Source organism: Pedobacter sp. KACC 23697 (genome assembly GCF_045348445.1).
Taxonomy (GTDB): domain Bacteria; phylum Bacteroidota; class Bacteroidia; order Sphingobacteriales; family Sphingobacteriaceae; genus Pedobacter.
Map to the genome: position 1 here is coordinate 4,539,293 of NZ_CP157485.1, position 15,679 is coordinate 4,554,971.

Genomic DNA, 15,679 nt, shown 5'->3' on the forward strand with positions numbered 1-15,679 from the left:
ATTTTATTAAATTGTTCCACGTGAAACAATTTTATTATTAGCTTCATTATAGTCAAGATGAGGGTATTCTGATCCTGACTATTTTTAATGTTTAAGTATATCCTTCAGATACGCTTAAGGAGATAACTCTAATTATTTTGATTAATGTTCCACGTGAAACATAACGTGGAAAACAAAATTCAATTGCATTGAATTTATTCTGAAAGTTCTAACCAACGCATTGTATATTCGTCCAATTTAGCTTTTAGATTTTCAATCTCGCTTGAAATTTCCTGGATTTTAATGTAGTCGCTGGCATTTATATTATTTAGGGTTTTGGTTAGATCGGCTATTTTAACTTCCGTTTCTTCCATACCTTTTTCACTTTCTTCTAATTCTTTCTGCTCTTTAAAACTTAATTTTTTTGTTGCTTTAAACGTTGTTTGTTCTTCAACGATAGCAGGTGTTTTTTTATTTTCTGCTTTAGCTTTGGGTTGCTCTAAACTTAAACGGTATTCTGAATAATTGCCATTATAAATTTTTACAATACCTTCGCCTTCCATGATAAAAAGCTGATCGCTCATTTTGTCGAGCAAATACCTGTCGTGAGAAACCAACATCAAAATACCTGGAAAATTTTCTAAAAATTCTTCGAGCACATTTAATGTGTCAATATCCAGATCGTTTGTAGGCTCATCCAGAATTAGAAAGTTGGGGTTTTGCATCAATACTTTCATCAGGTTTAAACGTTTCTTTTCGCCGCCACTTAATTTCTCAACCATGCCATGTTGCTTTTTAGGAGGGAAAAGAAAAAGCGTTAACAGGGCAGAAGCAGTAATCACTGAACCGTCTGCCATTTTAATATATTCGGCATCAGATTTTACGATGTCGATTACCCGCTCCTTCGGGTCGAAAGTTAAACCGCCTTGTTTATAGTATCCGAAAACAGTAGTTTCTCCAGTTTCAACCTTGCCCGCATCTGGTGTTATCTGGCTGGTGATGATATTTAATAGTGTAGATTTTCCGGTACCATTTTTACCTGCCAAACCAATTCTATCGCCTTTTTTGAAGGTATAGCTGAAATCATTGATAATTGGACGTCCGTCAAATGATTTTGCAATGTGTTCTACCTCAATAATCTTTCCGCCTTGACGTGACATTTTCATTTGGAGGTTAATACTCTGATTATCAGACTTTTTCTTCGTTTTTTCCTCTAAATCATAAAAAGCATTAATTCTGGCGTTTGATTTTGTTCCACGGGCCTGTGGCATGCGTCTCATCCACTCCAATTCTTTCTTTAACATCTGTTGGTTCTTATGTAATACCGTTGCATCTAAGGCTTCCCTTTCACTTTTCTTTTCTAAGAAATAAGCATAATTTCCATTATAATTGAAAATCTTACCCCTATCCAGTTCAACAATGGTATTACACACGTTATCTAAAAAGTACCTGTCGTGGGTAACCAATAAAATCGTTTTTTGGCCGGTAGTTAATAATTTCTCTAACCATTCGATGGTATCAATATCCAAATGGTTGGTAGGTTCATCAAGTACCAGAATTTCTGGATCTTCAATCAAAAGTTTAGCTAATGCCAAACGTTTCTTTTGTCCACCAGATAGGGTAGATATTTTTTGCTGCAGATGAGTAATCCCCATTCGGTTCAGAATGGTTTTAATCTCATGTTCATATTCCCAGGCGTTATGTTCACTTAATTCTTCATACAAGCGGTTAAGCGTTTTTTCGTCGGGATTCGGATTTTCAATTAATTCTTCATACTCTTTAATAAGCTGTTGCTGCTTGTTTTCAAGTGAAAAGATATGGTCACTAATAGAAAAACCCTCGGTAAACTGAGGTTCCTGGTCTAAAAAACCAATTTTAACCGATTTATTTTTTACAATTTTACCTTCAAGGGGAGGGAACCGCTCGGCAAGTAATTTCAATAAAGTACTTTTACCTGCACCATTAATACCAACCAACGCTACGCGCTGTCCGGAATTAATTCCCAGGGTTAAATTCTTAAATAACCATTCATCATGATAACCATGACCTAAGCCTTCTGCCGCAATTAATGTGCTCAATTTTTTTGTATTTCGGATTTATAAAGAAAAATTAGTGCAAAGGTAAGTATAAATTATTTTGGAACGCTAATACATGATCCAAAGCTATTGTGTATCAGCTAAAAATGGCAGAAGCTTGATGCATTGGGATTTATGTTAAAAGCCTAGCAGCATGATAAATATTATTTATAAAAGGAAAACAGCGGTCGGAATCGCTCCACCGCTGCTTCAATCATTAACTAAAACTAAACTTTATCTTTTATAGCGATCCGGAAATACAAATTCTAGCCCGCTATTTACTGTTGCTTTTTTAATATAAGACGCTGGCAATTGGGAAAAGTTGCAGGAAGGTTGCTTGTATTATACCATTAGGGTGTTATTATCGACGAACGCCGATAACATTTAGACGAACGCTAATGTATGTGAGCGGATATGATTTATAGCTTCTAGACTAGGCATCGCGTCATGCTGAATTTATTTCAGCATCTTATTTTGCAGGAAGACCCTGAAATGAATTCAGGGTGACGACCCGAGTGTGCAAAATATTCATACATAAGAATTAGCTGCATTGTTAAGCGGAATGAGGATATTAGATTACGAGCATAAGAATTTGTTTTATTAAAAGATTTGCTTCGCAGAGCCTCCGGGTTCTTCGCTATGCTCAGAATAACATAATGGGGAAGAAAAGGAGCAGACTAAACTAGTCCTACTTGGGTTCTATACCCTAAATATTCATCTTCTTTCTGTGTCATAAGGGTTTTGGCAGCTTTTCCTTTATCCTTATAACCCAATAAGTGCAGGGTTCCATGAATCATAATGCGGCAAACCTCATCAAATTCAGAAGATTTGAAGGTTTTAGCATTTTCTTTTACACGCTCGATACTAATGAATATATCACTGATGATGTGTTTTTCTTCTTCAGAATTATCGAAAGTGATGATATCAGTGTAAGTATCATGATTTAAGTACTGCTGGTTAATACCGAGTAGATATTCGTCGCTGCAGAAAATAAAATTGAGTTCCTGCAATTTATACCCTTCCTTTTCAATAGTAGCTTTAATCCACTTTTTGATTTTGAGTTTTTGAGGAAGGTTATAGCTAACAGATTCAGTGAAAAAGGAAATTGCAGGCATATTGTGATTGTTTATGGTGCAAATTTAATTAAAATTTAAAGCAGTTCGTCACCCTGAATTTATTTCAGGGTCTATTCAAATAAAAGATGCTGAATCAAGTTCAGCATGACGTACCATAAGGTATTATCGCTCCATATTCAATGATTTCAAATACTCAGCGATTTTATTTTTATAGTAATAATTTAAACCAGGTGGTAGTTTTTGCAACATATCATTTCCATTCTGTTGCTGTTTTTTAAATTGGTCGAACATTTTTTGATAGGATGGAGGGAATTCCTTAGCGGCTTTACTTTCACGTTTAGAATCCTCTTCCTGATCGCGTTCTGCTTTTTCTGCTTCTAACAGTTTGGTTAACAAATTTTTCTGCCTGTTTAAAGTTTCCTGTTGTAAACGTTTATTCACCAGATCGCTCTCGGTTTGTTTCATTTCTTGAATGGCCTCGTTCAGGTTACCCATTTTCCCGGTACCGTCTTTATTTTCTTCCCGGTTAAGTTTTTCTAAAGCCTGGCGGATCATTTGCTGCTGCTGAGCCATTTTACCGAACTCCTGGCTCATTTGGCCTTTGCCAACTGTACCCTGATTACCCCCTTGTTTTTGCATTTGCTCACGGGCTTTTTGCATGCTTTTATTTAGCTGCTCCTGCATCTGAGAGAGCTGCTTCATTCCTTGCTTTTGTTTCTTTCCATTACCACCTTTGCCGTTTTTTTGCATATTTTGCAGCTGACTTAGTGCTTCGCTCATCATTAAGGTTAAATTATTTATGGAGGTCATGGTGAATTGCTGGAAACGATTCGCTTCGGCCGTTCTTCTATCACCCAGATTTTCCAAGCTTTTATCAAGGTTGAAATTAATTTTATTCATTTCCTCATTAACGGTCGATTCTATCTGTGGAACACGTTTACTTAAACTATACAAGCTATCTGCAATAGTTTTAAGGTTATCTTTGATGCTGCGTTGTTTTTGAACATGGCTGGTATATGATGGGTCAGCGGCGCTCATTCTCTTTAAGGCAAGCATTACTTTTTCCTGATCGAAAGAGGTGGTTAATAAGTTTTCCAGTAGGCGACGCAATTCTTTGGCATTCAGGTTATTCTCCATTTCTTCTCCCTGCTGCTGCATATCTGTCATTTTTTTGGATAATTTTTCCATCTGCTCACCTGCTTTTTGCTGTTTCTGGCTTGCATTTTTCGAATCTTTTTGATCCAGGGCATCTTTACTGTCTTGTTGATCTTTTTGTATATCCTGAACATCTTTTTCAGGGTTTTCGAAAGGATTTGGCCTGTCCAAGGATTTATTTTTATCTTCCAGCTTTTTAAGATCTTCTTTCAGGTCTTTCATTTCCCTACTTAATTCATCCTGTTTTTGCTTTAATGACTCATTATCCTGCTTTTTATCTTTGGTTTGCTGGGCAAGTTCCTTTTGTTCTTTTGCCAGCTCATTTAAACGGTCTATGTCATTTTGAAGGTTTTGCTCAAATTCCAGTTGTTTATAAAGTTCTAAAATTCGGTCGAGTTCGTTTTTGAGGGTTTTATTGTCCAATTGCATTTTCGAGAGTTCGTTCTGCGTTTGGTCTTTATTTTTTTCGTTCATTAGATTTTGCAGTTTTTGCAAAAGTTCTTTTGTTTTTTCATCCAGTACATTGTCAAACAGATCTTTAATCTGTTTTTGTTTTTCGATAAGTTCTTCCGTTTGTTTTTGGTCCTGCTGTTGCTGAATATTTTTATCATTCTGCGCTTTAATTTCTTTTACGGCCTCATCCAGCTGCTTTTGTTTATCTAATAGGGCTTCAATCTGTTTTTTATCTTCGAAAGAAATCTGTTTTTTATCAATAAGGCTTTCAGCCACTTTTTTGCTCTCTTTTTCAATGGTATTGGCTAAGCGTATAGCCGATTGCATTTTCTGCTTTAAAGCCTGGTTGCTTGCATTTACCTGTTCGGCGGTCTCTTTTTTAGTAGGCTGTTTAAAGATTTTAATTTCAGACCGCGTAACTTTTGCACCATTTACGCCGTCATTATCAGCTACCTCAAAATAATATTCAATTTCCTGACCAGGTTTGGCAGCAACAACTTTTAGATCCCAGAAATAAAAAAAGTTATTCGCTGTTGCATTGCTTTTAATGCTAATGTTCTTGGTAAATGTACCAACTATACGGTTATTCTCTTTGAGGTTATACCTAAAGCTTAATCGACTAAATCCGTAATCATCCGTTACCTGACCGCTAAAATACAATGCTTTGTTATTAACAGAATCCGGCTTTTCCTCTACCATAATCTGTGGAGCCTGATCTTTGATTACCGTAATTTGGTGTGAAAGTGAATCCCTGATGGTAACATATTGATTTTTTGGGGTAATACTATATTTTGAATTATTTTTGATAGTTGCGATAAAATTTGCCTGATCGTTAATAATTTTAAGCAGGTTTTCTGTCCCATTGAGCATAAATAAGAGTGTGTTGCTTTTTTCAGTCTGGAAATTCCAGGTAACTTTGGTGCCCTCGGGCAGAAGCAGATCACCAACATTGACAATCGATTCTGGTTTTTTTCCTAAATAAGCTGGATAATTTAAGGTAGCAGTAGCATTAAGCAATTCGGGTCGGGGTTTAACGGTTATGGTAAATAGAGCAGAACTAAATCCCCCACCTTTAAAAACCAGTTTTTTATCGTTCTGTATATTTTTGATACTATAATTAAACTTACTAATATTCTCTTTCTCCAGTTTATAGGTGTTTTTGCCGTCTTCTACATAAATTTCTGCCGGAATTTCATCACCAGTCAACTTTAGTTTCAAGGTTACATCATCACCTTGTGTAGCCGTCAAACTTTTATTTAAAATGGTAAAGCTGAATGGTGCTTTGGGAGCAATATATTCATCATACCTAAAGAAGCTGTTTGTACCTTCGCGTAAAATAGCGGGCGCTATAATGGCAATGAGCAGAATGATGGAAAGGGGAACCAAAAGATATTTTAAGTATTTTCGGTTATCATTAATCCTAACTGCAGTGTAGAATGGAATCGGCCTGAGCTCAATAATCTTTTGATCAATGCTGGCCATAATGAGGTGGTTGTTTTCAGGGCTTTTCTCCGCTAAATGATGAAGTTGTAAAGTATTCAACAATTTATCCTTAATATCGGAAAAGTGATTTCCGATGATAACCGATGCTTCGTCTAAAGTAAGGTACTTACCTAGTTTTAGCATGGCAAGCAAAGGTTTAAAGATTAAAAAACCAACTAAAAATATACTGATAAGTAAATAAGCAAAAAATACAAAGGTTTTAAATTCAGCAGTTGGGTTAAGATAATAAAGGCTTAAAAAAACGAAGAGATATAGCGCCAGAAGTATGGCAGCCGTATAAATACTGCCACGCAAAATTTTGTTCAGGTAAAATTTGCGGATAAACTCATCTATCTTGCGTAATAAATCGTTGTAATTATTGCTCACCATATCTCCGTAAATGTAAAAATTGTTCCAGTCAATTAAAAGGAAACTACTTAAGGTAACGCGTTTATTTCAAATTGTTTATTATCTGGATTTACGATAATTTAAAAGATATGCTGCGATTTGGAAACGGTTAGTGCTTCGGGGTGGCCTCAATTCCCGCTTTTTGGTATGAGTTCCGATGAAGAATAGGAAGCTCTCGCCGACAATCGGGTTTATTTAAATGGGCAGGTGCTTGGAAAACAAACCTCTGTTAAGTAAACCTGACAGGAGCGGTATCCTTTTTGGCCTCGATTAATATCGAATTTAAAGCTAAATTTTACCAAAAAGATTTAGCGGATGGCGGGGCTACAGTACCTATGAATACTGACCGCTCATTTACTAAGATTGGAAAAACATTTAAAAGACGTTATGCAACAAATAGTATTGGATCAACCATGCATTAATTTGAAAATCTTTATCTTGTTTTATTTAATACAAAGGTTACATAGATTTTAAACGAGTATTCTGATAAAAATCTACTTTTGGCTTTTTGTATAATCATGCTCATATGAAACAATTAATTATTTCTACACTGATGTTGTTCTTTTTTACTGCTTCTTTCGGCCAAAAATTTAACTGGAATAAAAACCAGGTAATTGCACACCGTGGTGCGTGGAAGAAAAACAATTTTCCTCAAAATTCCATCGCTTCATTAAACGAAGCTGTAAAATTGGGTTGTTATGGTTCAGAATTCGATGTATGGATGACGGCAGATAACATTTTGGTAGTTAATCATGATCCAGAATTTCAGGGTTTAACCATCGAGAAGGTAAATTATGCAGATCTTTTGACCAAAACCATGAGCAATGGTGAAAAAATCCCAACATTGGAAGCTTATTTGTTAGCAGGTAAAAAACAAAAGCGCACCAAGCTGATTTTGGAAATAAAACCTTCATTGATTAGCAAAGAACGTGGTATCGAAGTAACCGATAAATGCGTAGAAATGGTTCAGAAATTAAAAGTAACTGACTGGGTTGAATACATCAGTTTTGATTACGACTACTGCAAACGCATTTTAACGCTATTGCCAAATGCAAAAGTTGCTTATTTAAAAGGCGAAGTCAGTGCTGAGCAAATGAAAGCAGATAAATTAACGGGTGTTGATTACCATTACAGTGTTTATCAAAAGGACAATTGGATTGAAAATGCGCAAAAACTAGGTTTAACGGTAAATGCGTGGACGGTAAATGCAGTACCCGAAATGCAATGGCTTCTGGCACATAACGTTGATTACATCACGACCAATGAACCTGAACTGCTCTTCGATGAAATTAAAAAAACACCGGTTGCACAGGGATGGAAACTAAAATGGGCAGATGAATTTGACAATTCCGGATTGCCATTAACCAAAAACTGGGGCTATGATGTAGGTGGTAGAGGTTGGGGCAATAATGAGTTGCAATATTATACCGATGCCGATAGTGCAAATGCGATTGTTAAAAAAGGAAACCTGAATATTATTGCGCTAAAAGCGGAGAAGGAAAACAGGCATTATACATCAGCCAGGTTGGTAACTAAAAACAAATTCGATTTTAAATACGGGAGAGTAGAAGTAAGGGCAATGCTTCCAAAAGGCAGAGGTTTATGGCCTGCCATATGGGCACTTCCTACCGATTCAAAATATGGTAGCTGGCCAAAAAGTGGCGAAATTGATATTATGGAACATGTAGGATTTGATCCTGATAGCGTTCATGGAACGGTACATACGGAGAAATTTAACCATGTTATTCATACACAGGTAGGTAAGGCTTTAAAAGTCAATAACCCTTACACGGAATATCATATTTATGCAATTGAGTGGTTTACCGATCATATAGACTTCTTTATCGATGATCAGAAATACCTCACTTTTAAAAACACGCAAAAAGGATCTGGCGATTGGCCGTTTGATCAAAACTTCCACATCATTTTAAATTTAGCGGTTGGAGGCAATTGGGGCGGAAAAAAAGGAGTGGATGATGCTATTTTCCCGGCAACAATGAAAGTTGATTATGTAAGGGTATTTCAGAAGTGAGGAAAGATGTGAGATGAATAAGAGAAGATGGGATTATAGATCAATAGGTCATTTTAAAGGTTTATTGTAGAAATCGGTTAAATGAGAATTGCAAACTTCCAATTGAAAACTGGAAAATATTTTATTGCTGGCATATTTCACTTAGACTAAAATTTAACTGTCAACTGGAAAATGCTAACTGAATACTACAAATGCAGTATCTAAGCTATATGGTAAAATTTTATGGACTCACGTAGAGAATTTCTAAAAAAAGCGGCCTTGTTTGCCGGAGCTACAGGTTTAAACAATACCTTGCCCAGTTCTGTACTAAAAGCTATGGCCATTAACCCCGAGCCGGGCAGTACATTTTATGATGCCGAACACATTGTTTTTCTGATGCAGGAAAACCGGTCTTTTGATCACATGTTCGGTAAAATAAAAGGTGTACGCGGATTTAACGATCCACACCCTCACATTCAGCCAGATGGCAATAAAGTTTGGCTGCAAAAAGATGGGCAGGGTTATACTTATGCCCCTTTTCATGTCGATATTAATAAAACAAAAATTACCTGGCAGGGCGGTTTACCCCACTCATGGAATGATCAGGTAGCAGCACGTAACGGCGGCCGTTACGATAAATGGTTACCCGTTAAAACCCCTATGACATTGGCTTACTACGACCGGAATGATATTCCTTTCTATTATGCCATGGCGGATGCTTTTACAATCTGTGATCAGCATTTTTGCTCATCCTTAACCGGAACAACACCCAATAGACTATTCTTTTTTACAGGAACCGTTCGTGGAGAAAAAAGTGAAAATCGGATTGCGGTGGTTAATAACGATCAGGCCGAATCGCAAAATAATGTATTTGTAGATTGGCCAACCTTTCAGGAAACATTAGAGGATAATGGTATTGACTGGCGTATTTACCAAAATGAACTGTGGACTTCCAAACTCCCCGAGGGTGAAATAGATGACTGGTTAGGGAATTATGGTGATAATCCTGTAGAGTATATCAGCAGGCACAACGTGAAATTATCAGCTTATTTTAGAAAAAATGGCGATAATACGGTTAAACCAGCTTTAACGGCTAAAGAGGTACAGGAGAAATACGATAAACTATCACAACGGGAAAAGAATCTGATCGATAAAGCTTTTACCACCAATATTTCTCAGAAAGATTATCTAGATCTTGAACCCTTTACTTTTACAAATGATCAGGGTAAGCCTGAAACCATTAATGTACCTAAGGGAGATATTTTTCATCAGTTCAGAAAAGATGTAGACAGCGGAAAACTACCAACTGTTTCATGGTTAGTGGCTCCTCAGCGTTTTTCAGACCACACGAGTTCGCCATTATATGGCACCTGGTATGTAAGCGAAGCCCTGGATATCCTAACCAAAAACCCTGAGGTTTGGAAGAAAACAATTTTTGTTTTAACCTACGATGAAAACGATGGTTATTTTGATCACCAGCCACCTTTTGTGGTACCCAATCCTAATGATCCGGGCAGTGGAAAAACTTCAGAAGGCATAAATTATGCTACTGATTATGAAACCAGAAAAGGAAGTCCGATTGGCTTGGGTTACCGTGTTCCATTAATTATTGCCTCACCATGGAGCAAAGGGGGGTTTGTAAACTCACAGGTTTTTGACCATACGTCATCACTAATGTTTATGGAGAAATGGCTGGCAAAAAAAACCGGAAAAACCATAAGAAGCAATAACATAAGCGATTGGCGAAGAAATATCTGCGGTGATTTAACCTCGGTATTCAGGCCATATCATGGAGAAGAAGTTAAATCTCCTGAGCCCTTAAAACGCGATGCTGTGGTGGCCAATATCGGTAATGCAAAAAACAAACCTGCCCAGGTTGGCCCTACTGCATTGAATAAAACCGACGTGGCTAAAATCAATAAATTTGAATCTTTTTCGCGCGAAACATCGATCCATGTTCCTAAACAGGAGAATGGCACCAAATCTGCCTGTGCATTGCCCTATCATTTAACAGTTGATGCAAATTTAGTTAATGATGAAGTTGCACTTACTTTTCAATCAGTAAAAACCTTATTCGGTAGTGAGATTGAAACTGTTGGCGCACCTTTTAGTATGAATACCATTGCCAAATTTAAAGGTGTTGTGGGTAAAACATGGGCCTATGCCGTAAAAGCGGGCGATATACTGCATGATAACATTAAACTGGATGATTTTGATAATGAAGTTTATGATTTTACAGTAAATGGCCCGAATGGATTTTATAGAAATTTTGTAGGCAGCAAAAAAAATCCTTCCATTGTTGTTAAAGCATATCCGGAGCAAGGTGGTTTGGTAAGCAAAAAGCTTACAGGTAAGCTGGTTTTCGCTTTGGAGAATACAGGTACCAACTTGGTTACGCTTCAAATTTTAGATAACAAATATAAATCAGGAAGTAAAACAGTAAGTATCAGGCCAAAATCAGGTGCAAATGTTTCATTTAACCTGGCTAAAAATGCAAATTGGTACGATTTCAGTATTGTGCAGCCTGGTAATACCATATTTAAACACCGCTATGCAGGTAAAATAGAAACAGGAGAAATTACCCAAAGCGATCCATATATGGGTAATGTGTAATAAATGCCGTTCAAAAAGAGGGGAGCTTTTAAAAGAAATTAGGTTATTTGGTACTACGTATTCCGTAAATTCTCGATATATCCGAAGCTGTAACTTTACTCATTATGCCCTTAAATGAGAAATAATATTTTTGAGTGTTGGGGAGGTAAAAAACGATTTAAACAAAAAGTCCCGACAATAGCCGGGACTTGTATTTTTATTAATTTTGACTTAAAAAGTAATTGGTAATTCCACCTGAGTTCTGTCCCAGCCGATAACCAGATTTGCGCCCCCATTTCTTTCGGTGAAGGTTAAAGAGAAATATTCGATCGGTTTAGATAAGGTTTTTACCGGAACATTTACACGTACAATGTCTTTAGTCTGATTGTAGGTAAAAGCACCCCACTTATCTGTTTCGCTATTGACGATAATTGTCCAGTAATCTTTATCAGGAATGGCGAACAGGCTATAAGTACCTGCTTTGATTTTCTTGCCCCCAATGTTTACTTTTTTGAAGAAATGAACTTCTGTACTTTCGTTTGCTCCAAAACGCCAAACCTTGCCATACTGCTCTAAAACACCAAAAATATCACGACCTTTTTTCTGTGGACGCGAATAAACGATCTTTATAATCGGTTTTGTTGGGTCTCCGGCTTTTGCCTTCGGGGCATTAAGCGGAAAATAGACTATATCTGCAGGACTTGGATCTGCTGCAGGAAATTTTACTTCAGCGGGAGGGGCTTGTTGGGCCCTGGCGCTAAAACAAAAAAGAGCGAAAACAACAATGAAGATATTTTTCATTTGTAGGTTTTTGTTTTCATTTTGCGATGAGCAGTCATGATTTTACATTTTTTGTAAAAGCATAATATATCATTCGCAGCGAATTATTTTAAATCCTTAAAAGGATTGTGTTAAATAAAAGGCTAAAGAACTAGTATTTTCTTCCTTTTACGATAGCGTTTAAAAATAAGCCTGCCGTTAACAAACCTAAAACACCGCCTAACAAGGCAAAAATATAGTTTTGCGTAATGATTGCTCCGGTTAGCACTCCGAAGAATAAACCTAAAGCATAATATAACCAGTTGAAATTATTGCTGCTGTTCTCTTGTACACTCATGTTTTCTGTTATTTGGAGGCAAAGTTAATATTTATTTTAAATTTTAATTTGTCATACCCAATTTTAATTAATTATGAAGTGAGACTAATTCATAATGGATATTCATCTGTGTTCAATTGGTTTTCATTTGAGATATCTAGTTCGCTTTAGTGTCGTCCCCCGATCCGATAAATAGCAGATTTGTTTCAGGATTCATCAGGCTAAAGATGCTGAAATAAATTCAGCATGACGGTTTGAATAAATAAAAGACACCTTTTATCAAGATAATGTAAAAGAAGTATAAAAACATTTGGAATTTAATCAATCGTTTGATTAATTTTGTGCTGTTAAAAAAGAAATGAAAACAGAAAAAGTAGATAAAAGACAGGCCATTCTTGAAGCAGCTGAAAAGCTGTTTTGCGAAACGGGGTATGAGGGAACTTCTACCCGACAGATTGCCAAAGAATCTGGAGCGAACATGGCAATGATAAATTATTATTTCGGTTCTAAAGAAGGGGTGTTTGTAGAGATTATGAATGAGCGTATCGCAGGGTTCGCCTCTCAGTTAAAAATCATCAATGAAGATAAGATTTCGGCATTAGAAAAACTGCATAGGGTTATAGAGGGCTATGTAAACAGGATATTGAATAATACGGCATTTCATAAAATGATGCACAGAGAACTGTCTTTAACCCAGAGACCAGCGATGTACGATAAAATTAAGGATGCCATGAGTCACAACATGCAGCTGATTGACCGGATTATTACCGGGGGGATTGAAGACGGAACCTTTAACCAGGTAGATGTACGGATGGTAATCGCTACCATTATGGGTACGATAACCAATATTGTGATTGCGCCCCAAAAGGTGATATCATGCTCCAATTTTGACCTGAATAACCCAAAAGACAAAAAAATGATTAAGGAGCGGATAATTGCTCATTTACAAGATCTAACAACAGTTTATTTAACAACAAAAAAATGATACCCAAATCAATAAAACTAATGCTTGCGGCATCATTAATTCCAGCAGCTTTATTTGCACAAAGTAGCAGGGAATTAAATATCGGCCAGGCAATAGAACTTGGCATAGCCAATAGTAAAAACTTAAAACTTTCCCAGAATAAGATCGATCAGGCAGTGGCCCAACTGGAGGTAGTTAAAGACAATGCCTTGCCAACGGCAAATGCAAGCTTTATGTACAACCATGCCGAAATCCCAACCACAACTTTTGCTTTGCCGGGTAGCGAATCATCTTTCCGCCTGCCAAAAAGAGCAGATGCCTTTGTAGGTACAGCAGCAGTGCAAGAACTTGTTTATGGCGGTGGTAAATTAAAATACGCGAAAGAATCGACCAAATTACTGGCAGAGGTTGCACATTTGGATGCAGATAAGAGCAAAGAAGAAATCACCTATGCGGTTATCAATACCTACTATTCTTTATACAAGGTTTTACAAAGCAGAAAAGTGGTTGATCAGAATTTAGAATCCATCGCCGCTCAGATTAAACAGGCACAGCGTTTCTTCGAGCAGGGCATTGTAACCAAAAACGATGTATTGCGTTTCCAATTGCAACAGGCAAATGTTACGCTAACGCAAATGGATATCGAAAGCAACCGCAAAGTAATCAACTATAACTTAGACATTCTTTTAGGTTTACCTGAAGATACAGAAGTTAAAATTGTTGATCCAACCCTGGGCTTAAAAACACCAGGTTCGTTAAACGAATACATTGGCTTGGCCATGGCTAACCGCCAGGAGTTAAAGCAACTTGATGTACAAAACAAAGTTGCCGATTTTAATATCAAAACCATTAAGGCAAATACCTTACCTACTGTTGGTGTTGGTGCCAACTTGTATTACATTAACCCAAGTGGTAATTTTATTCCACCAGCCAACCAATACCTGATGCCGGTTACGTTAGGTGCAACAGTTTCATGGAATTTTGGGAACCTTTGGACCAATAAAAATAAAGTAAGCCAGGCGAAAATCCAGCAGAGCGAAATAACTATTCAGAAAGATATTTTAGCTGATCAGGTAAAAACCGACATCAATAAAAACTTTCAAAATTACCAGGTGGCCATGAACAAAATCCAGGTTTTGGAAACTTCAATTGCACAGGCTACAGAAAATGATAAATTATTGGCATCGAAGTATAAAAACAATGTGGCTTCGGTTACTGACCGCATTGATGCTGAAACCTTATTGTATCAGGCAAAAATAAACTTGGAGATAGCAAAGGCAGACGCAGGTTTGGCTTACTATACCTTATTAAAATCAACAGGAAAAATAACGCAATAAATACGGCAATGACAACTGAAAAGAAAAAAAAGAACATAGTAGTACCCATCATTTTAGGTGTTTTACTAGTAATAGGTATAATCTTCGGGATTGTAGAATGGAATTATTATAGCAAACACGTAGATACGGATGATGCTCAGATTGATGGAGATATCAGTCCTGTTGTTGCGCGGGTTGGCGGTTATGTAAAGGATATTAATTTTGAAGAAAATACACATGTAACCGAGGGGCAGGTTTTAGTTAAACTAGATGACAACGATTACAAAGTAAAATTAGAACAGGCTCAATCCGGTCAAAAAGGTGCCACTGCAGGGGTTGGCGTAGCGCAATCTCAAATTATTGCTACTGAAGCCAATACCAGCACTGCAAAAGCAAATGTAGCAGCAGCAAAGGTTAAATTAAACCTGGCTCAAAAAGATTATGACCGTTACTCCAACTTGATTAAAGACGGGTCGATTACCCAACAGGCTTTCGACCAGGCAAAGGCGGCTAAAGAATCAGCACAGGCAGCCTACCAGGCAGCAGTTGATCAATATAATGCAGCAGTTAAACAAGTGGGTACTACACAATCGCAGTTGGCGGTTAGCAGCAATGTAATCAGCCAGCGCCAAAGTGATATCGATTTTGCCAAGCTTCAATTATCTTATACGGATATTAAAGCGCCTGCAACTGGTATTGTTTCTAAAAAGAATGTGCAAAAAGGGCAATTGGTTCAGGCAGGCCAATCTTTATTCTCTATCGTAAACGACGGAAGTATTTATGTAACGGCGAACTTTAAAGAAACCCAACTGGAAAAAATTAAAGAGGGTTCTAAAGTAGAGATTGAAGTAGATGCTTATCCTGATCAAAAAATTGAAGGCGAAGTGTATAACTTTTCACCGATTACCGGTGCAAAAGGATCTCTGTTGCCTCCAGATAATGCCACGGGTAACTTCGTTAAAGTTGTGCAACGTGTTCCTGTAAAAATCAAAATCCATCCATCAAAAGAACTGTTGGCTAAATTACGTCCGGGAATGAGCGTTAAAGCTTCAGTGTCTACTAAATAATATTA

The 15,679-nt window shown here is 37.1% G+C and carries 10 protein-coding genes; 5 read left to right on the top strand and 5 right to left on the bottom strand.

Annotated elements, in window-relative coordinates; translation table 11 throughout:
* Window positions 1-194 precede the first annotated feature (194 nt).
* The 3 genes from ABEG20_RS18375 to ABEG20_RS18385 form a co-directional block, all read right to left on the bottom strand.
* Window positions 195-2,057 carry an ABC-F family ATP-binding cassette domain-containing protein gene (locus ABEG20_RS18375; RefSeq protein WP_406824701.1) on the bottom strand — a complete coding sequence of 621 codons (1,863 nt, stop codon included), beginning with the start codon at window positions 2,055-2,057 and terminating at the stop codon, window positions 195-197.
* Between the two features lie 674 nt (window positions 2,058-2,731).
* A complete protein-coding gene (gene ybeY / locus ABEG20_RS18380) occupies window positions 2,732-3,169 on the bottom strand; it encodes an rRNA maturation RNase YbeY (RefSeq protein WP_406824702.1) in 438 nt (145 codons plus the stop codon).
* Window positions 3,170-3,292: 123 nt separating this feature from the next.
* Window positions 3,293-6,610 (bottom strand): DUF4175 family protein, encoded by a 3,318-nt coding sequence (locus ABEG20_RS18385; RefSeq protein WP_406824703.1) that lies wholly within the window; start codon window positions 6,608-6,610, stop codon window positions 3,293-3,295.
* 544 nt (window positions 6,611-7,154) lie between these two features.
* Between ABEG20_RS18385 and ABEG20_RS18390 the strand changes: the two genes are divergently transcribed.
* The gene (locus ABEG20_RS18390; RefSeq protein ID WP_406824704.1) at window positions 7,155-8,660 is read left to right on the top strand and encodes a glycerophosphodiester phosphodiesterase family protein; all 1,506 of its coding nucleotides are present in this window, start codon (window positions 7,155-7,157) and stop codon (window positions 8,658-8,660) included.
* Between the two features lie 222 nt (window positions 8,661-8,882).
* Window positions 8,883-11,252, top strand: coding sequence for a phosphocholine-specific phospholipase C (locus ABEG20_RS18395; protein ID WP_406824705.1), 2,370 nt, complete (start codon window positions 8,883-8,885; stop codon window positions 11,250-11,252).
* A 210-nt stretch (window positions 11,253-11,462) separates the two neighbouring features.
* On the opposite strand, the gene ABEG20_RS18400 is transcribed toward ABEG20_RS18395, so the two are convergent.
* Entirely contained in the window at window positions 11,463-12,032 is a 570-nt protein-coding gene (locus ABEG20_RS18400; RefSeq protein ID WP_406824706.1) for a DUF2911 domain-containing protein, read from the bottom strand.
* A gap of 130 nt (window positions 12,033-12,162) precedes the next feature.
* Window positions 12,163-12,348: a hypothetical protein gene (locus ABEG20_RS18405; RefSeq protein WP_025141696.1), complete on the bottom strand. Its 186-nt coding sequence runs from the start codon at window positions 12,346-12,348 to the stop codon at window positions 12,163-12,165.
* 337 nt (window positions 12,349-12,685) lie between these two features.
* Between ABEG20_RS18405 and ABEG20_RS18410 the strand changes: the two genes are divergently transcribed.
* The 3 genes from ABEG20_RS18410 to ABEG20_RS18420 are packed head-to-tail and all read left to right on the top strand — an operon-like array spanning window position 12,686 to window position 15,674.
* On the top strand, window positions 12,686-13,312 hold the full coding sequence (locus ABEG20_RS18410; protein WP_406824707.1) for a TetR/AcrR family transcriptional regulator: 627 nt from the start codon (window positions 12,686-12,688) through the stop codon (window positions 13,310-13,312).
* Window positions 13,309-14,628: a TolC family protein gene (locus ABEG20_RS18415; RefSeq protein ID WP_406824708.1), complete on the top strand. Its 1,320-nt coding sequence runs from the start codon at window positions 13,309-13,311 to the stop codon at window positions 14,626-14,628. Before ABEG20_RS18410 ends, ABEG20_RS18415 begins: the two co-directional genes overlap by 4 nt.
* 8 nt (window positions 14,629-14,636) lie before the next feature.
* Window positions 14,637-15,674, top strand: coding sequence for an HlyD family secretion protein (locus ABEG20_RS18420; protein ID WP_406824709.1), 1,038 nt, complete (start codon window positions 14,637-14,639; stop codon window positions 15,672-15,674).
* The last annotated feature ends 5 nt before the right edge of the window (window positions 15,675-15,679 follow it).